Source organism: Acinetobacter sp. P8-3-8, assembly GCF_000214135.1.
Lineage (GTDB): Bacteria > Pseudomonadota > Gammaproteobacteria > Pseudomonadales > Moraxellaceae > Acinetobacter.
Genome location: NZ_AFIE01000050.1, coordinates 1 through 21,683, shown reverse-complemented (window position 1 = coordinate 21,683; position 21,683 = coordinate 1). Strand labels below are relative to the sequence as shown.

The following is a 21,683-nucleotide window of genomic DNA, read 5'->3' as shown; positions in this document are numbered from 1 at the left end:
CTATTTCTGAAGGATTTTTTGAAGATGAACATTTTAGTATTGGGTAGTGGCGGTCGTGAACATGCACTTGCATGGAAAATCGCACAAGATGAAAAAGTGACTCAAGTTTTTGTTGCTCCTGGTAATGCAGGTACTGCAACAGAAAACAAATGTGTCAACGTTACTTTAGACATTCTCGATAATCCAGCAATTATTGATTTTGCTAAAAACAATGCTGTTGATTTAATCATTGTTGGCCCAGAAGCGCCTTTAGTAAATGGTGTTGTGGATGCATGTCGTGAAGCAGGTCTTAAAATTTGGGGACCAACTCAATTCGCTGCACAGCTTGAAGGTTCAAAAGCATTTGCGAAACACTTCTTAAAACGTCATAACATTCCAACAGCTTTTTATGATGTGTTCACAGAAGTCGATGCAGCAAAAGCATTTGTTGAAAAAAATGGTGCTCCGATTGTCATCAAAGCAGACGGTTTAGCTGCGGGTAAAGGCGTGATTGTTGCAATGACTAATCAAGAAGCATTTGATGCGATTGATGATATGTTGGCAGGCAACAAATTTGGCGACGCAGGTTCACGTGTTGTCATCGAACAATTCCTTGCTGGTGAAGAAGCTTCGTTCATTTGTATGATCGATGGCGATAACATCTTACCAATGGCAACTTCACAAGATCATAAACGTATTTTTGAAGGTGACCAAGGTCCAAACACAGGTGGTATGGGTGCGTATTCCCCTGCTCCAGTCGTGACTGCTGACGTTTTTGAAAAAGCAATGCGAGAAGTCATGCGCCCAACTGTTGATGGTATGAAAGCAGATGGTCATGTTTATACAGGTTTCTTGTACGCTGGTTTAATGATTGATGAACAAGGTCAACCTCGTGTTATTGAATTTAACTGCCGTTTTGGTGATCCTGAAACTCAACCGATTATGATGCGTTTAAAATCATCTTTGGTGGATTTAGTTGAAGCTGGTATTGATGGAGATCTTCCTGCAGAAGCAGATTGGGATGACCGTAAAACCGTAGGTATCGTTCTTGCTTCGAAAGGCTACCCAGAAACATCTAGTAAAGATGATGTGATTTTTGGTTTAGACACTGAAATGACCGATGCGAAAGTTTTCCATGCAGGTACTGCAACCAGTGCCAACGGTGAGGTTGTTACCGCAGGCGGACGTGTACTTTGCGTAACTGCCATTGGTAATACCATTGGTGAAGCTCAAGCGAAAGCATTAGAACTCTGCCAAAAAGTAACTTTTGATGGCGTACAATACCGTAAAGATATTGGTTACCGCGCAATCGCACGTGAAAATGCTTAATTCATAAAGTTAAAAGTGAAGTAAGAAAAGCCCTCACCATGTTGAGGGCTTTTTATTCCGCTCATTTTCTACAATCAATTCCCAGCTTTTCGCAACTGCCTAGGTGTCATCCCAAACCAATTTTTACAAGCACGACTTAAAGCAGATTGTTCTGAGAAACCAAGCACCGAAGCAATTTGACTCATTGAAGCTTGTGAGTCCGCAAGATATTGCAAAAGTAATTGCTGTCTAAGTTTATCTTTAATCAATTCAAAACTCGTTCCCTCTTCATCCAGTTTGCGCTGTAAACTTCTTGGATGCATTGCAAGCATGTAAGCAATATCCGTTTTATTGGCTTTTGGGCTAGATAAATTAACGCGGATCGCATGACGAACACGATCTGTAATCGAACCATGATGGCTACGAAAGTTTCGCTCAAGATAACTGTCTACGATTTCACGCAAGCCGTGATCTGTGCTACCCAAAACTTTATCGAATATTTTTTTGTGTAAATACAATGCAGCATGCTGCTGATTTGCGATCACTTCAGCCTGAAAAAAACGCTTATAAACACTTAATGACGCGATTGGACTATGTGGCAATGTCACTTTAAGCAGTTGATAATGATCACCACTTAAATAACGCATCACCCGATGGCAAACAGCAAGTCCAAGATCCATAGATTGTCGTTTACTTAAAATATTGGTGGAATTGTTCAGTTGGAGGTCAAAAATAACTTCAACAATGTCATTATCATGTTCGAACAAATCAGTCGTTACATGTTCATTAAAGTATAATCTAGGCGCAGAGCCATGCAGAAATAATAAATCAGAACTATATTTAAGCACATCACGAAGTGTAGATGCGCTTTGCAAAATCGACCCAAGTACCCCTAAGATACTAATATCTTGATAATGTGATATACGCAAACCTAAATCTGCGCAATGTGCCTGTTGCGCACTATCTTCTAGCAATTGAATAACAGCATAATGAGAAATCCATTCATTATCATCTTGTAATTGCACCTGCTTAATGCCGTGCTTCTCCAACAAAGGTACAGCATCTATCCCCAACTGCTGCATGACCTCTAAATAACCACGTAATCCTGAGCTATGCACTACATCGTCATGGGCATTATGACTATGCACCAAATCTATTGAATTTGAGTAATCCATTCAAAACAATCCTTGTCTCAATGCGTCAAAAAATAGACTCAATTTGTCAAGTTAGCACAAATAAACAAAGACACAATAGGATAAATGAACATTTTACTCATTCATTGCTTCACCCTAATTAAACCGAACAATGTGTGTTGTTAATCAAGGATCGTTCATTTTTCATTTAAGGACAAAATAAGGAAAATACAATGCATTTTAAAAATGTAACCGTCGCAGGTAGTGGCGTATTAGGCTATCAAATTGCATTCCAAACCGCGTTTCATGGATTTAAAGTCACGGTTTATGACATAAATGATGAAGTTCTTGATAAAGCCAAAGCAAAATTTTTTGACCTCGCTGAATGCTATAAACGTGATTTAAATGCTACCCAAGAACAATTGGACAATACATTTAACAATCTCAGTTACCATTCAAACCTTGCAGAAGCAGTCAAAGATGCAGATTTAGTCATTGAAGCGGTGCCTGAAGATGTCAGTATCAAAACTGATTTTTATGAAAAATTGAGTCAAGTGGCGCCAGCTAAAACCGTGTTCGCAACAAATACCTCAACATTATTGCCAAGTCAGTTCCGCGAAGTGACCGGTCGCCCAGAGAAATTCCTAGCACTACATTTTGCCAATTTAATTTGGGTCAATAACATGGCTGAAATCATGGGTCATGACACCACTGACAAACAAGTATTTGAAGATTTAGTACAATTTGCTAAAGCAATTGGCATGGTGGCTTTACCTGTTTATAAAGAACAACCTGGTCTTATCTTAAATTCAATGTTAGTGCCTTATTGCGTTTCAGCATTGGAACTTTGGATAAACGAAGTATCTGACCCTCATACCATCGATAAAACATGGATGAAGTCATTTGGTTCACCTAAAGGCCCATTTGCAATTTTGGATATTATTGGTATTACAACAGCATACAATATTGCAAAATTACATGCTGATGCGAGCCCAATCATGGCACGTATTAAGGATCGCCTTGAAAATGACTTCATCAACCAAAATAAGTTAGGTCTTCCAACAGGACAAGGTTTCTATAGTTACCCAAATCCAGCCTATGAATCAGACACATTCCTACAATAACTTTGCATTAGAAATATTGTAAAAGTATTGTTTATCGAGTAGTTGCACATAAAATGTTTAGTTTATTCAATTAAGCGAAACTAGCCTTCAAGTGTTTGAAGGCTTTTTTATATTCAAAAACAAGATAATTAATCCAAAAAAACTTATATATTATGAATAAGTATAAAAATAAACCACTTAGTTACACACTATTAAATGAAAGCATTTGTTTTATTTATCTATTTAATAAAAAAACTTATTTTTAAGCATACATTTTTAAATGGAGAGTAAAAAAGCAACGCTATGTATAAGATTCATTTATTGATATGATAAACAAATCTTTAGTGCATATTTTAAAAAATCAATTTTAAAATGGAACACTAATCAACAAATCAAAGAAGACAATATTCATAGATAAACACAAAAAGAATCTATGAATATGGTTTTTCATATAATGTTAGAAAATCAATTGAGAATACAAAGAGATTTGTATTTCTTTATTAGGACGAATACATGAAAAAGCTGTTTGGTGTTTTATTCAGTGCATCTGTGCTTACGCTTGCTGCTTGCGGTAAACTAGAAGCGCCTAAAAATGATGCTGCTCAAGCTGATGCAGGTAAAGAACAAACTGTCGTGATGGCATCTACAGGTTCGGATGCAGATATTTGGCGTTACATTGCAACTTTACCTGAAACTAAACAAGCAGGTATTAAACTAGAAGTTAAAAACTTCACTGACTATGTTGCAATGAATACTGCTGTTGCGAATAAAGAAGTTGACATCAATGCATTCCAATCTTATGCATATCTTGTTGCTTTCAATGACTCAAATAAAGACAAAATTGCAGCTGTTTCTACCACTTATTTAGAGCCAATGGGTATCTACTCAAGCAAAGTTAAAAAAGTTGAAGATTTCGCTCAAGGTGCAACCATTGCAATTCCAAATGATGGTGCAAATGAATCACGTGCATTATTACTTTTACAATCTGCTGGCTTAGTAAAATTAAAAGATGGTTTTGATCTTGTAAAAGGTACACCTGCTGATATTACTGAAAATGCGAAAAAAATTGTCATCAAACCGATTCAAATGGCAACAGCTGTACGTGCTAAAGACGAAGTTGATGCAATTGTATTGGGTAATACTTTGGCAATGGAAGGTGGTTTAAACGTATTAAAAGACTCTATTTACTACGAACCAATTGACCAAAGCACTAAAATGAACGTGAATGTTCTTGCTGTTGCGGACTCTCGTAAAGATGACCCTATTTTGAAAAAAGTGGGTGAGCTATATCACGTTCCTGCTGTAGGCAAATATGTTCAAGAACATTTTGGCGGTACTAAAGTGGATGTAAATAAACCTGTAAGCTATCTTACAGAATCAAAATAGTCTTATAATGGCTTAAACGAAACAGGCAAATTCATTTTGCCTGTTTTTTCATTTTTGTATAGTTTCTGACGATATGATTGAATTTAAAAACATTTCAAAACACTATGAGCTCAAGGATCAAACCATACCTGCACTGGATCAGATCAATCTGAATATTCCAGCAGGAAGTATTTTTGGCATTATTGGTTATAGTGGTGCGGGAAAAAGTACCTTAATCCGTATGATTAATTTGCTTGAGCGTCCGAGTCAAGGACAAGTCATTATTAATCAAAAGGACTTTACGGCACTTGATTCACGTGCATTACGTCAAGAACGTGCAAATATCGGTATGATCTTTCAGCATTTTAATTTACTGCAAACCAAAACAGTTGCAGACAATATTGAAATGCCACTGGTTTTATTGGGTGTGAATAAAGCAGAACGTGAAAAACGTTTAAATGAATTACTTGAATTTATTGACCTAAAACACAAAAAAGATGCCTACCCTGACGAACTTTCAGGTGGACAAAAGCAACGTGTCGGGATTGCACGTGCCCTAGCCAACCATCCTAAAATTCTACTTTGTGATGAGGCAACCTCTGCACTTGATCCACAAACAACTAAATCTGTTTTAGCCTTGCTTAAAAAAATCAATCAAGAACAAGGTATTACCATTGTCATGGTCACCCATGAAATGGATGTGATTGAAAGTGTTTGTGATTATGTTGCAGTCATGGAACAAGGTAAAGTGATTGAAACAGGTTCTACATTGGAACTATTTAGTCAACCACAACACCCAACGACTCAAAATTTTATTCAAACAGTATTACAACAACAACTCCCGATTAACATTCTCAATAATCTTGAGAATCAAAATCATAAAAGTATTTACAGCCTGCAATTCCTTGGCACGTCTGCACAAGAAACCGTTGTACAAGCTGCCATTAAACAATTTGATATCAGTCTTAATATTCTATTTGCCAATATGACAGAAATTAATGGCTCGGTGATTGGGCAAATGTTTATTCAATTGCTGGGCGACCCTGCAATTATCCAACAAGCGATTGCGTTTTTTGAACAACATGGCGTGAAAGTTACGCAACCAGGAGTAACTGTATGAGAGATTTAATCGTACAATGGCTCACTCAAATCACTGCACCTTTTTGGCATAGTTCATTATCCATTGACCAATTCGTTACCGCACTTCAAGAAACCTTTCACATGGTTTTCTTTGCAATGCTCTTTGGTACGATTTGGGGCTTCATTCAAGCCATTATTCTCCTGCTCACTCGCCCGCAAGGCATCATGCCGAATCGAGTGATTTATCACGTACTCAATCCGATTGTAAATGCATTACGTTCTCTACCCTTCATTATTCTTTTAATCGCAGTTATTCCTTTAACTAAGCTGATTGTAGGCACATCGATTGGTACTTGGGCAGCAATTGTGCCACTCACCATCTATGTAGGCCCTTATATCGGTCGTTTGATTGAAACCTCATTACTTGAGGTCAATGAAGGCATTATTGAATCTGCGCAAGCTATGGGTGCATCTCCAAGCCAAATTATTTTTAAATTCATTATTCCTGAAGCACGTAGTTCTTTGATTTTAAATTTAACCACAGCAGCCATCAGTTTAATTGGTGCAACAGCAATGGCTGGTGCTGTCGGTGCTGGTGGTATTGGTGACTTAGCGATTTCTTATGGTTATCAACGTTTCGATACCAGTGTTGTCATTTTAACCGTCATTGTATTGTTAATTTTGGTTCAATTGGTACAAAGCATTGGTGATTGGTTATCCAAGTTAAGATAAAACTTCTATTTGTTATGTTTTATATGCCCTCTTTATTGAGGGCTTTTTATATGCCGAGCATTTTTAAACAAAATTGATCTACCCTTTCTTTTCTCTTATCAAGATTTCAACTTGTGAATGAGTACATATTTGTATTAAATATCTAAAGGTATTAAAAATGGAATCTACAATGAGTTATAAAATTCACGTGATCGATGTAAAAAATCAATTACAAAACTATATTTGGCTCATAGAAGAAACCAACAGTCATGATGTGGTTGTCGTTGACCCAACCGAAGCTGAATTAGTTGAACAATACTGTGCTGAACATCAACTTCATTTAAAACAAATTTGGCTAACGCATTGGCATAAAGATCATATTGGTGGCGTACCCAAACTTATTGTCGATCATCAAGTTCCTGTCTACGGCCCACGAGAAGAATTGAGTCACATTCCTTTTCTGACTCATCCATTACAACATGACGATCATTTCAAATTTCACGATTTAAACATTGAAATTATTGCAATCCCAGGTCATACCTTAGGGCATATTGCATATTTTATCGATGAGATTGATAGTGTTTTCTGTGGTGACACTTTGTTTGCAATGGGCTGTGGACGTATGTTTGAAGGTACACCAGAACAGTTCTATCACTCACTAAACCGCTTGGCGGCATTACCACCGAGAACCAAAGTCTATTGTACGCACGAATACACCCTCTCTAATGCTCAATTTGCATTGCATATTGAACCTGAAAATAGAGCCATTCAGCAACGTGCAGAAGAAGTTCAACAACTCCGTACACTTGGTGAAATCACCCTCCCAAGTACAATCGAATTAGAGCTAGAAACCAACCCTTTCTTGAGAGTTGAGAGCGCTGAAGAATTTGCACGTATTCGAGCTTTAAAAGACAATTTTTAATTTAACAAATCAATTAAAGCGCGCACTACATTTAAATCCTGAAATGACTATAACTTCTGTTCATTTTATGAAGATATAAATGTAGTGTGTGCTGGTTGGCTTTTTTATACAATGATTAGATAAAATCACAGAGATTTTATCTATCGCGATAAATTTATTTACATTTGCAATGCATTCTCTGTTTACAAAGAATTTGTGACAAAACATTTGAAATAATCGTACTGTAATTTATGCAATAGAATATATCCAATTGATATTTATAAAAATAAAATATAAAAAATGTATTCGATAATCTTTTTAAAGGATTAAATTCTTGTATATTTAAAATAGTGATTATGACTTGTGATCAAAAATTGATATAAAAAATAAGTTTATGCAGATTGCCCCTTTAAAAATTTAATGGTCATCCCTATTAAATTTTATAGGAAGGAATTAAGGAGATCTTCAGTGAAAAAGGTTGTTAAGGCAAAAAATTTAATCGCATTCCGTATCTGGTTAGAAAAATTAGGGTATTCAGTCAAAAATTTAGCTGATGGTAAAGGATTTACATTCAGTTTTAAGAAAGAATATGGTTTGGTCACTTGCGATTTAGCGGGTAACCCTTTAGCTGTTCAGCTGGGCGAAGAGTTTGAAGACCATTTAAAAGCTTAGTGAATTTAAATACTATTGAATTTAAATACTATATTGAAAAGAAGTGTCTCTTTGTTGTGCGAAAGACCTGCGTTTGATATGACTCAAAATAATCAAAGCTCAGGTCTTTTTTATGTCCAATTAAACGACTAATCAAGCTATTCCTATGTAAACCACCAAATGATCATCTGTTTAAAAATTCAAGCGTACTATTTAACTGGGGTTCACCCTTTCGCTTAATTATGATCTATATTTGCAAAAGTGCAGAATAAGCGCTCAGCATCTTCAAACCTATTATTCATAGGTCCTTTGAATAAACCTTTAAAAACCTATACTAATCAGCTTGAATATTGATTTTTTGACAATAAAAAAAGGCAAGATTTTCATCTTGCCTTTTTAAATATGGTGGGGACGGAGAGACTCGAACTCTCACGCATCGCTGCGCTGGAACCTAAATCCAGTGCGTCTACCAATTTCGCCACGTCCCCGAATAAAAAAACCACATCAGTGGTATTTTTAAATAAGTTGGCAGAGGATCAAGGATTCGAACCTTGACGAACGGTTTTGGAGACCGTCATGCTACCATTACACCAATCCTCTATAAACACTTCATTTCGCTTTTATGCCACCAAATGAATTGCTTGGTGGGGACGGAGAGACTCGAACTCTCACACCTTGCGGCGCTGGAACCTAAATCCAGTGCGTCTACCAATTTCGCCACATCCCCAATGGCTGTGTATATTATAGAGATCATTTGAGTATGACAAGCCCTTTTTTATAAAAAGACACTCGATTGTTTAAATAAAAAACAAAATTAAGCAACACTGCTTTTTGATTAGGCAATTTTGCTTAATACTTGTTTTAATTGATAAATATTTGAGCAACGTTGTTGTTTATTTTTCATCAGCATACTCAATAATATTTCTTCGAGCATTTCAAATTGCATTGGTAGATCAATTTTTAAACTTTGGCAATGCAACTTTGCCCAGTCCAAATAACTTTTTTGTTGAAAGCGTATTTGCGTTAACCATTCCAGCCAAATTATCCCCAATGCATAAATATCACTAGCAAATGACTTACTTTCTGCATGAAACAATTCTGGCGCCATATAACGTGGTGTTGCTGTGTTTGCTAAGTGATTAACCCATTGAAGATGCGAAGTTTGTTCAAAATCTATTAAAGCAGCTTGATCATTTGAATAACGAAAATGCTCTATTTTCAAATCACCATGTATATAGCCACATTCATGTAAATGTTCTAGTACATCCAAGCTTAATTTCAATCGGTTAAAAATCTCAGTTCGATCTAATTGATCAATCAGTGCTGGAAATAATAAATTCGCATGTTCAACACACAAGACTTGGTCGATAAAAGTTTCATGCTTTTGACAGCCATACTCTTTAAAATTTTGTTCTTGAAAAGCTTGTATTTTAAAATCGTGAAAAAACTGTGATGTCTTTAATATTGAAAAATTGAGTAACAGCTTTTTGTCAGCGGTTTCGCTATGACTAAGTTGGGTATAACAATTCAATTCATTTAAAAAGCTCTGTTGATGAGCATGATAAAGATCATGCTCATCGCTACGACGTAATTGTAATTTCAGCCAAAAACTTCGTCCCTGCTGTTCAATAAAATAAATACGACGACCAAAACTTTGGCTTTTAGGCGAATTCAAAGCTGTCGTAAGATCAATCCGCCCAACATCTAATAACATCTAAGCCAATGATCTCCATTAGACTTCTTCGAGTTTCACCGAAGAATTTTTTGCTTTTTGTTCAAAGTTTAAAACTTCTAAGCAATGTTGAATGGTTTTACCAATACGTGCATGCGTTTCGATACTGGAAATTTTTGGCCATGTTGCTCGCTCGCCTTCTCGTTGTAAAAGTTTAAACAAATGCGGACGAGGGTTTTGCAACATATAACTATAATGACGCAAGCTGTACTGACCAATAATATTCACATCACCATAATAGCGTTGATCAACCACACCATAACCATGATCAAGCAAACGGCGTACCGATGGAATCCGCCCCATACGTCCACGTGCAAAGTCCATAATACCCATGGTCGCCAATTTACCTTGTTGACGCACAATACGTTCAGGCCAGCTCAATAAATCTTTACGATAGCGGTCTTCATCATTCTGCATAAAAGGAACGATATGCGGATTCACTTGGCTGGCAATAGTGTAATTTAAATTATATAAACGTGACATTCGCTCTTGCGGGAAGTCACTGCGTACACTGCCATCTACCCAACGTGTATTGGCTAAATAAGGCGTATGTACGCCATCAAAACGTTTACTGGTCAACCGTACAGGTGGAAACAAGATAGGCACTGCACAAGAGGCCAAAACAGCACTCCACACCAATAAATCAGGTGAAGTGTACTTATTCATAATTCGTGCATCTTCTTGCGTAACATCATAAGGTGCAACAGTGACATTGATATCTAAGCCTGATTTCTCAAAAGCTTCTTCAAAAGTGACATCACCTAAATTTTCAATTAAGAATTTTTTAAGATATTTCACATCGGCAAAACCACCATTTCCTTTAATCAGCTCTCGAAAACCTCGGAAATGGAATGCCTCACTATAAAATTGATCACCTGAAAGCAAATTTGGAATTTGACTCGGTTCATTGACACCCAATAAAGCCGTCATAAATGCGCCAGCACTTGAACCTGACAATACATTCGGCATTAAGTCCTGTTCCATCAATGCCTTACATACACCACTATGAAATAAACCCAAAGTCGCACCACCTGAGAACATGAGCGCAGGCTGACCATAAGCTTTTTCACAATTTTTGAAGAAATTTATTTTATTTTCTATGGTGAATAACTGGCAACTTTCTGAAGCAATAAAGGCTAAGCTTTTATTAACCTCGTCGATATAATCTTCAATAATTTTTTTTGTGCCGACATAGCTATGTGCAAATAACATAGGATGACCAATATTGGCGACATCATGGCTAAAGCCTTCTCGCAAGATATAAATCAAATCTTGTGTTCTATTTTGCTGACGGTAACGACGTAATAAATTTAGACGATAAGAAATAATTTCAGCATCAAAATAAGGTGAGCTGTTATCGAACTTCCACTCTTGAGCACCCGTTTCTTCATCCAGTTTTAAAGCAATCGATTGCCACTCTTCATAGTTTTCAGCATGTGCCAATCTTCTTTTTAGTTTTTTTATACGATAAGCTTGATGCGGATTTAAATCTTGAGTGAGTTCTAATAGCATTTCTAAAATTCCTTTGATTTTAATCCGATGAACTACACGATCATCTAACTGGACTAAATTTTCATCTATAAACTATGCTTAAAAATAGACAGATAATCAATCACCATCAATCATTTAATCTATTTTTTAGAGATAGATTATCAACATCTGAGATTAATATAGTAAAAATACTGTGTTAACATTAAAAACTCATCATTATTTATTAAATCATGAATGGATATAGCAATGGCAGCTTTCGATTTACCTGATCATATCATCCAGAAATTATCAACTGTACTTGATCAGTTACAACAAGTTCTCCCAGAAACGAAGCAAGAAACTGATTTTTCAGCACCTGCTTTTAGATGGCACGACAAGCAGCTTAAAGCGATCTATCACCCAAAAGCAATGCATCTTGAAGATCTTAAAGGGATTGAACGACAAAAAGCAAAAATCTTGCAAAATACTGAACAGTTCCTACATGGACTGCCTGCCAATGACATTCTTCTTACAGGTTCTCGTGGTACTGGAAAATCATCCATTGTCCGTTCTTTATTGACACAATATACGAATCAAGGCTTACGTCTAATTGAAATTGAACGTGATGATTTATCTGATCTTCCTGAAATTCAAAAAATAATCAAAGATCGTCCTGAAAAATTCATTGTTTATTGTGATGATTTAGCATTTAACGCAGAAGATGAAAATTACCGTAGTTTAAAAAGTGTTTTAGATGGTTCATTACAATCAGGTTCAAGTAATTTTATTATCTATGCGACCAGTAACCGACGTCATCTACTGCCTGAATTTATGCATGAAAATACACCTGTGACTAAGGTTGACGTTCCTCAATATAAAGAGTTACATCCTCAAGAAGCGATTGAAGAGAAAATTTCGTTGTCTGATCGTTTCGGAATGTGGTTATCTTTCTACCCGATGGATCAAAATCTTTATTTAGAAATCGTTGAACATTATTTAATGAAAGAAAATATGCCTTTTAATGAAGATGTTCGAGCGGAAGCACTTAGATGGTGTCAAGCACGTGGACAACGTTCAGGTCGTGCCGCTTACCAATTCTCAAAACATTGGATTGGTTCGGAACGTTTAAAAGCACTTTAATGCGTATTGCACTTGTAGTGCTTAAAAGCAACTTAAGCTTGAGATAAGATATATTCCCAACTATATGATACGCGGAAACGTCAGTCGCATTGTTTGAGGCAGGACTACATCTGCAATATACTGTTTTTGCAAGATATTAGATACTTGATGGTATCTGTCGAGTTGGCGACTGACAAATGGTTTTGCCTACTTTTCCCGAAAGAAAAGTAGGTCGAACCGAAGGTTAGTCCTTACATTTGACTTTAAACGGTAAGACTCCGCTGCGCCTGATCTATCTTTTCAATAAATTACATCAGAGTTTATCCCAAACTAACGTTAAGTACTTTATTTTAAAACCCAGTAATTATTGAAATATGCTGTTTCGGTAATCACTTTTAGCGAGTTTGAAAGCCAAATAATTTGGCTTTTTTACATTCAATTAGAAAAAACCTGATTAAAAATAATTTTATTACATTCATTTTCAATAAGTTAATACAAAACATTCTCAAACTAAAGAATCAGTTATTTCAGCACATCACAGTTTAAGCGTGATAAAATGCCCAACAGTTTGATATAGGATTCATCTATGCAGTTTGTTCATCTTGGTATTCATACAGAATTTTCGATCACTGAATCGATCGTACGGATACCTGATCTGATTAAAGCTGCGACATCAGACCAAATGCCTGCTTTAGCCATTACAGATTTATCCAATCTACATGCTGCTGTTAAGTTTTATAATAAAATACAAGGCAAAGGCATTAAGCCTATTTTTGGTAGCGTGATTCGTTTGAATGACGCCTATCATAAAGCTACTTTATTGGCGATGACCAATAAAGGTTGGCGCAGTCTGACTGAAATTGTATCTCGTGGTTTTATCGAAGGTCAGCAACTGTCTATTCCCTGTATCCAAAAAGATTGGATTCTTGAACAATCTGACGATTTAATTATTTTATTGGGATTGCACAGTGACATCGGAGAAATGCTGTGTTCTGCTTATCCTGAAAAAGCCGAACCTTTATTAGAACAATGGATTGAAAAATTCGGTAATCGTGTTTATTTGGCATTGACCCGTACAGGTCGTCCTTTAGAAGAAAGCTTTAACCAAGAAGCGCTTAAATTAGCCGCAAAATACAATATTGGTGTGGTTGCACATAATGATGTGCATTTTGTTAGACCTGAAGATTATGAAGCACATGAAGCCCGAGTATGTATTGCGGATGGTTATGTTCTAGGTGATAGCAAACGACCTAAAACGTTTACTGCGGAACAATATTTTAAAACCTCAGCTGAAATGATCGAGCTTTTCGCCGATATTCCGAGTGCAATCGAAAATACGATACAAATTGCCAAACGCTGTACTGTTTCTTTGCGTTTAGGTTTTAATGACTTGCCAGACTATCCTATTCCAGATGGTCATACCATTCACAGTTATTTTAACCATTTGTCTGAGCTCGGTTTAGAGGAGCGTTTAGCTGTCCTCTACCCTGTTGAAAAACGTGATGAAGATTGGGCTGAAATTCGCAAACCTTATGATGAACGCTTAGCTTATGAGCTGGGTATCATCAATAAGATGGAGTTCCCTGGTTATTTCCTTATCGTGATGGACTTCATTCAATGGTCTAAAAACAATGGTGTGCCTGTAGGTCCTGGCCGTGGTTCAGGTGCAGGTTCATTGGTGGCTTATAGTTTAAAAATCACTGACTTAGACCCACTGCGTTATGATCTACTGTTTGAACGTTTCTTAAACCCAGAACGTGTATCTATGCCCGACTTCGATATCGATTTCTGTATCGCAGGTCGTGATAAAGTCATTGATTATGTTGCACGACATTATGGACGAGATGCTGTTTCACAGATTGCCACTTTTGGCACCATGGCGGCAAAAGGTGCGATTCGTGACGTTGCACGTGTTTTAAGCAAATCTTATGGTTTGGCTGACCGTATTTCAAAAATGATTCCCACCAAGCCACTCGGCCTGACCTTAGAAGAATCTTTAGAAGCAGAACCACAACTTAAAGATATCGTGACCAATCCTTCAAACCCTGACTATGATGATGCATCAGAAATTTGGGAAATGGCACTCAAGCTTGAAGGGATTACCCGTAACACAGGTAAACACGCAGGTGGCGTGGTGATTGCACCGACAAAAATTACTGATTATTCGGCAGTTTTATGTGAAGCCGATGGTACAGGTCGTGTCGCACAATTTGATAAAGACGATGTTGAAGCTGCGGGACTGGTTAAATTCGACTTTTTAGGTTTACGTAACCTGACAGTGATTGAAGCTGCCGTTCAAAATATCAATAAACGTCTGCAATTAGAAACACCTATCGATATTTCACTAATTTCTTTGACTGACTCAAAAGCTTATTCCGTCTTTGCTGATGCAAATACGACTGCGGTATTCCAGTTTGAATCCGTGGGTATGAAAAAGATGCTCAAGGAAGCACGTCCAAGTAAATTTGAGGAAATTATTGCCTTCGTATCCTTGTACCGTCCAGGTCCAATGGATCTAATTCCTGACTTTATTCATCGTATGCATGGTGGTGAGTTTGAATACCTACATCCTTTATTGGAAAGCGTACTTGAACCGACCTATGGCATCATGGTTTACCAAGAACAGGTCATGCAAGCAGCTCAGCTCTGCGCAGGTTATACCCTTGGTGGCGCAGATTTACTTCGTCGTGCGATGGGTAAAAAGAAAGTCGAAGAAATGGTCAAACAACGTGCGACCTTTATTGAAGGTGCTGCGTTAAAAGATATCGATGAAGGCACAGCCAACCATATCTTCGACTATATGGAGAAATTCGCAGGCTACGGTTTTAACAAATCACATGCTGCCGCATATGCATTGGTTGCCTATCAAACGGCTTGGCTAAAAGCACACTACCCGTCTGAATTCTTAGCAGCCGTTTTATCTTCGGAAATGCAGAATACAGATAGCGTAGTTTTCTTGATCGATGACTGTCGCAATAATGGTTTAGAAGTTTTACCACCATCGATCAATATGTCGTTCTATCAATTCCATGCCAGCGATGCAGATACCATTATTTATGGTTTAGGCGCAATCAAAGGTGTCGGCGAACAAGCTATGCAATCTGTGATTGATTCACGGATTCAAGATGGCCCATATAAAGATTTATTCGATTTCTGCCACCGTGTAGATTTGAAAAAAATCAATAAAAGAACTTTAGAAGCTTTGATTCGTGCGGGTGCTTTAGACTGTCTAGGCATTGAACGTGCAAGTTTGATGCTACAACTCCCTGAAGCCGTTCAAGCTGCTGAACAAGCTCGATCTAATCGTGAAACAGGAATCATGGACTTATTTGGTGAAGTTGAGGAAGTTCAACGTAAACCAGCGAAGCCTGTAAAACCTTGGTCAGATGAAGTTCGCTTAAAAGGTGAAAAAGATACGCTTGGCTTGTATTTAACAGGTCATCCGATCGATGTGTACCGCCCTGAACTTAAAGCATTTATTCCAAATAAAATTAATGAATTAACACCTACACGCCGTGGTGTGACCACTGTTTTTGCAGGTTTAGTTGTCGATGTCGCCAACTTCCCAAATCGTATGGTCATCACGCTGGATGATGGAACAGCACGAATTGAAGTTTCTGCGAATCACGAAAGATTTCAACGCTTTAAAGATATTATTCAGAATGAAAAAGTCGTTGTAATTGAAGGTGAAATATACGAACGTGAAGGTTTTGACCGTCCAATGGGTCGCTTAACCAAAGCATTCACACTCAATGAAATTCGCCAAAAACGTGCCAATCATATTTCTTTAAAGTTAAATCCTGAAATTATCACCAAAACATTAACATCGGACATTCAAAAGATTTTATTACCCTTCTGTAATGTCGATATGTGTCAACACATTCCGATGCAAATTGAATTGGACTATGCTTACGCAAGTGCTGAATTACATTTAGGACAGCAATGGAAAATTGCACCTTTAGATGAATTACTTGCAAAATTGCGTGACTATTTTGGTAAAGAAGCAATTTATATTGAATATCAAGTCAAATCAAAAGCAGCGAAAGCTGTTGATCATCGACAACAACCTGCTCAACAACTTGCAGCTCCCTCAAGTGACATGAGTATGGATGATGCCATGGATCAGTACATGGCTGATGCAGGTCAATTTTCGTAATTCATTTCGTTAAATCGAAGCTTATATTTTTGGAAAAATAATGGATATTATCGACAATGCTGTCATTTCACAGCATTTAAGTCATGTACGTATTGTGATGGTCAATACCACACTTCCAGCAAATATCGGAAGTGCATTACGTGCAATGAAAACCATGGGATTATGCAAATTAGTTCTTGTTGCACCCAAAACCTATCCACATCCTGATATTGATGCACTGGCTGCTGGCGCTACAGATCTTATTGATCAAATTGAAATTGTTGAAACTTTAGAACAAGCTATAAAAGATTGTCATATTGTCTTTGGTACCAGCGCGCGGAGTCGCACCATTCCGTGGCCTTTACTGGATGCACGCCCTGCTGCGCAAAAATCAATGCAAGGTGTCGTAAAAGACCAACAAGAAATTGCTATTGTATTTGGACGTGAAGATCGTGGTTTAACCAATGAAGAATTGGCACTGGCAAATTACCACGTCACCATTCCTGTGAATACCGATTATGGTGTGTTAAATGTGGCGCAAGCGATTCAAGTTTTGTGTTATGAAATGCGTATGGCAACCTTAGAATTGGTAGAAAAAGAAGTCGACACTCAAGCAGTTATGCATGTTACCGATTCAAATGATATGCATTGGGATGAGCCTTTGGTCACACATGAACAAATGGAACAGTTTTATCCTCATATTGAAAAAATGCTTGCTGAAATTGAATTCTTAGACCCGAAAAACCCAAGATTACTGCCATTACGCTTGCGTCGATTATTTGGACGTATACAATTAGATAAAATGGAATATCATTTATTACGTGGCATATTTAGTCGCGTTCAAGCTTTAAACAACGGTACATGGAAAAAATCCCAAAATGAGGATCAAAACTAATGCTTAAACAGCTCAAAGAAGATATTCAAGCTGTATTTGCGCGTGATCCCGCTGCGCGAAATACATTCGAAGTTTTAACAACTTACCCAGGTATACATGCTTTAATTATGCATCGTATAGCACATGAACTTTGGGAAAAAGAGTGTAAAACTTCAGCACGAATTTTGTCTTCTTTTAGTCGTTTTGCTACAGGTATTGAAATTCATCCCGGTGCTAAAATCGGTAAACGTTTTTTCATTGATCATGGCATGGGTGTTGTGATTGGCGAAACTGCTGAAATTGGCGATGATGTAACTCTATATCATGGGGTAACACTGGGTGGTACGACATGGAATAAAGGCAAACGTCACCCGACTCTCGGTGATGGCGTCGTCGTTGGTGCAGGTGCGAAAATACTCGGGCCATTTATTGTAGGTAAAAATGCCAAAGTCGGTTCTAATGCTGTTGTCACCAAGGCTGTACCTGAAGGTGTAACAGCTGTTGGTAACCCTGCTCGCTTTATTAGTAAAGACAAAGAAACTGTTCAAGTTAAAGAGCAAGAACCACGATGTCCTGACAACATAGAGAATTTAAGTGAAAGTCATGACAATATAGACTTTCAACCTTATGCAGCCACTCAAGAACAGGTCGATCCAATTCTCGAAGGCATGCGTGTCTTAATCGATCGTTTAGAACAGAATGAAAAACGTATGAATGATTTCTGTGTACGACTTTCGCTTTTAGACCCAACCTTTAATAAACAACAGATCGATGAACAGCCTTATAGCGAAGAAGAACTCAAAATTATTGAAGATGTTAGGCGTGAATGTAAGTCACAAAGTAATCAATCTGAGCGCTAATGTATAGTTTTTAATACAGTAAACTAAATCAAGTTGCATGTTGATACGTCTTTTCATAGACTGAGCAACATGCAACTCCACTTTTAATTTTCAATATAAATCATTGGAAGAAATACATGACAATTAAGCCTTTGGCATATGCATTACTTGCTACTTCAGTACTTACAGCATGTTCTACAACACCAGTGCAGCAAAAACCAACCATAAATGATCCTATTGTATATACTGAACCAGACTTATCTCCTCCATTCTATGCACTCAATCCGTTCAATTACGATCAACCACCTGTATTTGAATTAGAATTAAAAAAAGCGTCAGCTCAACCTGTCAATAAACTTGAAGTGACTGATCCTGCCAATCCAACGCACAAATTAATTTTAGATACCAATAAGTTGATTGTTCCGACAGTGAATAATACACAGCGTGCCATGAAATATGCGGTACTTGCAGGTGAAAATGAAATTGATATCACATCAATTGATGACTTCTTGCAAATGGTTGAAGGCAAAGCACGTCATTACCCACCTCAATTTACAGACCGTCAAGAACGTAAAGGCTTTGAAAGTAAACTAAGAGAAGTTTCTGCGCAACTTGATCAATTGGCTGCAAATCCAAATGCCTCTTTTGATATTTTAATTCGTGCATTTAAAGCCAGCGTATTAGGTCGTAACCTTGATCTAGGCTCATCTTACACCACTAAATCTTTAGATTATGCACAACGCATTTTGAAAATAAACAAAGAAGATCCTGAAGCAAACCTATGGTTCGGTTTCTCTTTATCTGAGGGTGGTGGTCAAAAAGAAGCGCAACCTTATTTAGATAAAGCGATTAAATTGAATGTTCAAGAAGCTTATTTATCTTCTGCGAATAACTATATTAGTATGGAACAGAAGAAGAATGCGATCCAAACTTTGAAAAATTACAAAGTGAAATATCCTTCTGAAGCTGAAGTAGCAGACCGTTTAATTCAAGAAATTGAAAAGCAAGGTCGCTACAATGTTTGGCAGGTTATGAAAAACCCTGCTCAAGCACAATAATTTGAGATGAAAATAAAAAATAGACTGATCATTCAGTCTATTTTCTTAAATAAAAAATAGAAATTAAATGAAAGTATCGTATTATCCCTATAAATTGATCTAGTTCATGATTATGCAAAGCACTAAAACAAATATCTTGCTCTCTATTATGGCAATCAGCACTTTGAGCTTGAGTGGCTGTCAAGTCGTCAGTGTCAAAAATCAAAAAGTTAATGTTTCTATCACCAATGAACGTGACAGTATTTTAACGCGTTCAAAGATGAGTGAAGCGAGTTTAAATGTACTGTCGATGACTGGACGTGAAGCCAAAACATGTGCTGAAGATCCGGACAAATGTGTTGAAGATTTGGAAGCAATTCCACAAATTCAAGATGAACAATTGTTATCAACAATTAGTGAAATTTACTTAACCAAAGCAATTAATCTAAGTGATTCATCGGCTTGTAAAATTAGTATTATTGCAAAGCATCAATCAGAAGAGAAACAAAAGCTCAATCAGCAAAACTATGATCAATGTTTAGATCAACAAATGGATATGCTGGATAAAAGTATCCGTTATAGCTATGCTTATTTGTTTAAAACTGAACGTCATCCTCAAGACCGTATTTTTAACAACAGACAAGTTCAAATTCGTGATTTTTACAACCAAGCATTGGCTAAGCTAATCACCACATATTCAGCCAAAAACAAATATCATCTTGTTTCTAATCAACTAAAAATTGGAAAAAGCATCTATAACATTAATTTTAATGGTTATCCTGAACTTGCTTCAACTGATTTAGAAAACTTATTGTCTAGTTATAATCTGAACTTTTCAGGCTTACGCTCGATCAACCGTAGAGATGGTTTCGGTGCTGAATTTGTAGCCGTTTTACCAAAACTAAAAGAACAACCTGAAGATCATAAATATATTATTGACCCATTTAACTATAAATATAAAAATGGTATCAACCCAAATATTCACCAACCACGTTATTTATCTGTCAGTGTGACAGCTCAACCTAAGAGTACTGCCACCTTACAAGACATCTTGCTTGGCTCAGAATTTCAGCTCAATGTATATGATCCATATACTGTTGAAAAAATAAAAGTCGGGTCAAATGAGTATCCGCTTGCAGCTAACTTCTCTGCACCTTATGGATTGTGGCTTGCTGAAAATAATTTAGGTATTGCCGCTTATTTGAGTTTAATTGACCGTGATGAGCGTTTAACCATGCCTCATCTATACATGCTTGAACCTTATAATCCCAATAAAAAAGTGATTGTTTTGGTGCATGGTTTAGCAAGTAGCCCTGAAGCATGGATTCGTTTAACCAACGATATTATGGGCGATCAGGTATTAAGAGAAAACTATCAAGTCTGGCAAGTTTTTTACTCAACCAATATGCCTATTTTTGAAAGCCGCTATCAGATTAATGCGATTATTAATCAAACCTTTGCTTCTGTTGATCAAGAATCAGCCTCTGTAAAAAATGCTGTTTTAATCGGTCACAGTATGGGAGGAATCATCGCACGCTTGTTAGTGAGTGATGATGATTTAGTACAACCCGCCTTAAAAAGATTAAACAACCGAAAATACGATAAATTTAAAAGTGATCCTATTTTTAAAGAACGTTTAACCATCAAATCGGTACCGAACTTCGATCGTGCTATTTTTATTTCCGCACCACATCGTGGGACTGCATTTGCTGATCGTTGGTTTACGTTAGCTGCACGTAAAATTATTAAGCTTCCAGGTGCATTTTTAGGTGCTTTGGCAGACTCAATTGATGAGCGTGACGTCAATGCAAAGAATTTCTTAAAAGATGTTGGACACGGTTTAATTCAAAATGGGCCGAGTGATTTGAGTCGTAATTCAAATTTCACTTTAGTGACTGAAAATACCATGCCTAAGAAAGGGATGATTTATCATTCAATTATGGGGAATGACACAGATAGTAATGATCCGAATGTGATGACAGATGGTATCGTACCTTATACTAGCTCACATTTAGATGGTGCTGTTTCTGAAAAAATTATCAAAGGTGGCCATTCTATTCAAGAAACACCTGAAGCAGTCTTGGAGTTGAGACGTATTTTAAGATTACATTTGATTAATTTAGGACTTTATAAGCCGCATCGTTTTGAGCTGAAATAATACCTTCTAGTAATTTGAACAAATCAAATAATTTTAAGAACATATTTGATTTTTAGAGGCACTATTCCAACGATCGTAAATTACTGAA

16 protein-coding genes and 3 tRNA genes are annotated in these 21,683 nt (G+C 37.0%); 13 read left to right on the top strand and 6 right to left on the bottom strand.

Annotation, left to right across the window (positions count from 1 at the left end; all coding sequences use genetic code 11):
- Positions 1-24 precede the first annotated feature (24 nt).
- Positions 25-1,308 (top strand): phosphoribosylamine--glycine ligase, encoded by a 1,284-nt coding sequence (purD, locus tag GGG_RS0115545; RefSeq protein WP_010116518.1) that lies wholly within the window; start codon positions 25-27, stop codon positions 1,306-1,308.
- Positions 1,309-1,382: 74 nt separating this feature from the next.
- Here purD and GGG_RS0115540 read toward each other — a convergent pair whose 3' ends face one another.
- Complete coding sequence (locus GGG_RS0115540; RefSeq protein ID WP_010116517.1) at positions 1,383-2,462, bottom strand: AraC family transcriptional regulator; 1,080 nt, start codon at positions 2,460-2,462, stop codon at positions 1,383-1,385.
- Between the two features lie 191 nt (positions 2,463-2,653).
- On the opposite strand from GGG_RS0115540, the gene GGG_RS0115535 reads away from it, so the two are divergent.
- From GGG_RS0115535 to GGG_RS0115510, 6 genes are all read left to right on the top strand, one after another.
- Positions 2,654-3,544: a 3-hydroxyacyl-CoA dehydrogenase gene (locus GGG_RS0115535; RefSeq protein WP_010116515.1), complete on the top strand. Its 891-nt coding sequence runs from the start codon at positions 2,654-2,656 to the stop codon at positions 3,542-3,544.
- 492 nt (positions 3,545-4,036) lie between these two features.
- Entirely contained in the window at positions 4,037-4,909 is an 873-nt protein-coding gene (locus GGG_RS0115530; RefSeq protein ID WP_010116513.1) for a MetQ/NlpA family ABC transporter substrate-binding protein, read from the top strand.
- A gap of 73 nt (positions 4,910-4,982) precedes the next feature.
- Positions 4,983-6,008 (top strand): methionine ABC transporter ATP-binding protein, encoded by a 1,026-nt coding sequence (locus GGG_RS0115525; RefSeq protein WP_010116511.1) that lies wholly within the window; start codon positions 4,983-4,985, stop codon positions 6,006-6,008.
- Positions 6,005-6,700 (top strand): methionine ABC transporter permease, encoded by a 696-nt coding sequence (locus GGG_RS0115520; protein WP_010116509.1) that lies wholly within the window; start codon positions 6,005-6,007, stop codon positions 6,698-6,700. Before GGG_RS0115525 ends, GGG_RS0115520 begins: the two co-directional genes overlap by 4 nt.
- A 169-nt stretch (positions 6,701-6,869) precedes the next feature.
- Positions 6,870-7,601: a hydroxyacylglutathione hydrolase gene (gloB, locus tag GGG_RS0115515; RefSeq protein WP_010116507.1), complete on the top strand. Its 732-nt coding sequence runs from the start codon at positions 6,870-6,872 to the stop codon at positions 7,599-7,601.
- Positions 7,602-8,048: 447 nt separating this feature from the next.
- Positions 8,049-8,252: a hypothetical protein gene (locus tag GGG_RS0115510; RefSeq protein ID WP_010116505.1), complete on the top strand. Its 204-nt coding sequence runs from the start codon at positions 8,049-8,051 to the stop codon at positions 8,250-8,252.
- Positions 8,253-8,634: 382 nt separating this feature from the next.
- Here the strand turns inward: GGG_RS0115510 and GGG_RS0115505 are convergent.
- From GGG_RS0115505 to GGG_RS0115485, 5 genes are all read right to left on the bottom strand, one after another.
- A tRNA-Leu gene (locus GGG_RS0115505) sits at positions 8,635-8,719 on the bottom strand.
- A 38-nt stretch (positions 8,720-8,757) separates the two neighbouring features.
- Positions 8,758-8,831, bottom strand: a tRNA-Trp gene (locus tag GGG_RS0115500).
- A gap of 42 nt (positions 8,832-8,873) precedes the next feature.
- A tRNA-Leu gene (locus tag GGG_RS0115495) sits at positions 8,874-8,958 on the bottom strand.
- Positions 8,959-9,066: 108 nt separating this feature from the next.
- Positions 9,067-9,945: a protein kinase gene (locus GGG_RS0115490; RefSeq protein ID WP_010116504.1), complete on the bottom strand. Its 879-nt coding sequence runs from the start codon at positions 9,943-9,945 to the stop codon at positions 9,067-9,069.
- Positions 9,946-9,963: 18 nt separating this feature from the next.
- Positions 9,964-11,475, bottom strand: a complete 1,512-nt coding sequence (locus GGG_RS0115485; protein WP_010116503.1) for a DUF3336 domain-containing protein — start codon at positions 11,473-11,475, stop codon at positions 9,964-9,966.
- A gap of 225 nt (positions 11,476-11,700) precedes the next feature.
- On the opposite strand from GGG_RS0115485, the gene GGG_RS0115480 reads away from it, so the two are divergent.
- The 6 genes from GGG_RS0115480 (at position 11,701) to GGG_RS0115455 (ending at position 21,595) form a co-directional block, all read left to right on the top strand.
- Entirely contained in the window at positions 11,701-12,573 is an 873-nt protein-coding gene (locus GGG_RS0115480) for an ATP-binding protein (protein WP_010116502.1), read from the top strand.
- Positions 12,574-13,138: 565 nt separating this feature from the next.
- Positions 13,139-16,708 carry a DNA polymerase III subunit alpha gene (dnaE, locus tag GGG_RS0115475; protein ID WP_010116501.1) on the top strand — a complete coding sequence of 1,190 codons (3,570 nt, stop codon included), beginning with the start codon at positions 13,139-13,141 and terminating at the stop codon, positions 16,706-16,708.
- Between the two features lie 40 nt (positions 16,709-16,748).
- Positions 16,749-17,582, top strand: coding sequence for an RNA methyltransferase (locus GGG_RS0115470; protein ID WP_010116500.1), 834 nt, complete (start codon positions 16,749-16,751; stop codon positions 17,580-17,582).
- Complete coding sequence (cysE, locus tag GGG_RS0115465) at positions 17,582-18,421, top strand: serine O-acetyltransferase (protein ID WP_010116499.1); 840 nt, start codon at positions 17,582-17,584, stop codon at positions 18,419-18,421. Before GGG_RS0115470 ends, cysE begins: the two co-directional genes overlap by 1 nt.
- Positions 18,422-18,537: 116 nt before the next feature.
- Positions 18,538-19,458 (top strand): ABUW_2363 family tetratricopeptide repeat lipoprotein, encoded by a 921-nt coding sequence (locus GGG_RS0115460; protein ID WP_010116498.1) that lies wholly within the window; start codon positions 18,538-18,540, stop codon positions 19,456-19,458.
- 106 nt (positions 19,459-19,564) lie between these two features.
- The gene (locus tag GGG_RS0115455) at positions 19,565-21,595 is read left to right on the top strand and encodes a triacylglycerol lipase (protein WP_010116496.1); all 2,031 of its coding nucleotides are present in this window, start codon (positions 19,565-19,567) and stop codon (positions 21,593-21,595) included.
- Positions 21,596-21,683 lie beyond the last annotated feature (88 nt).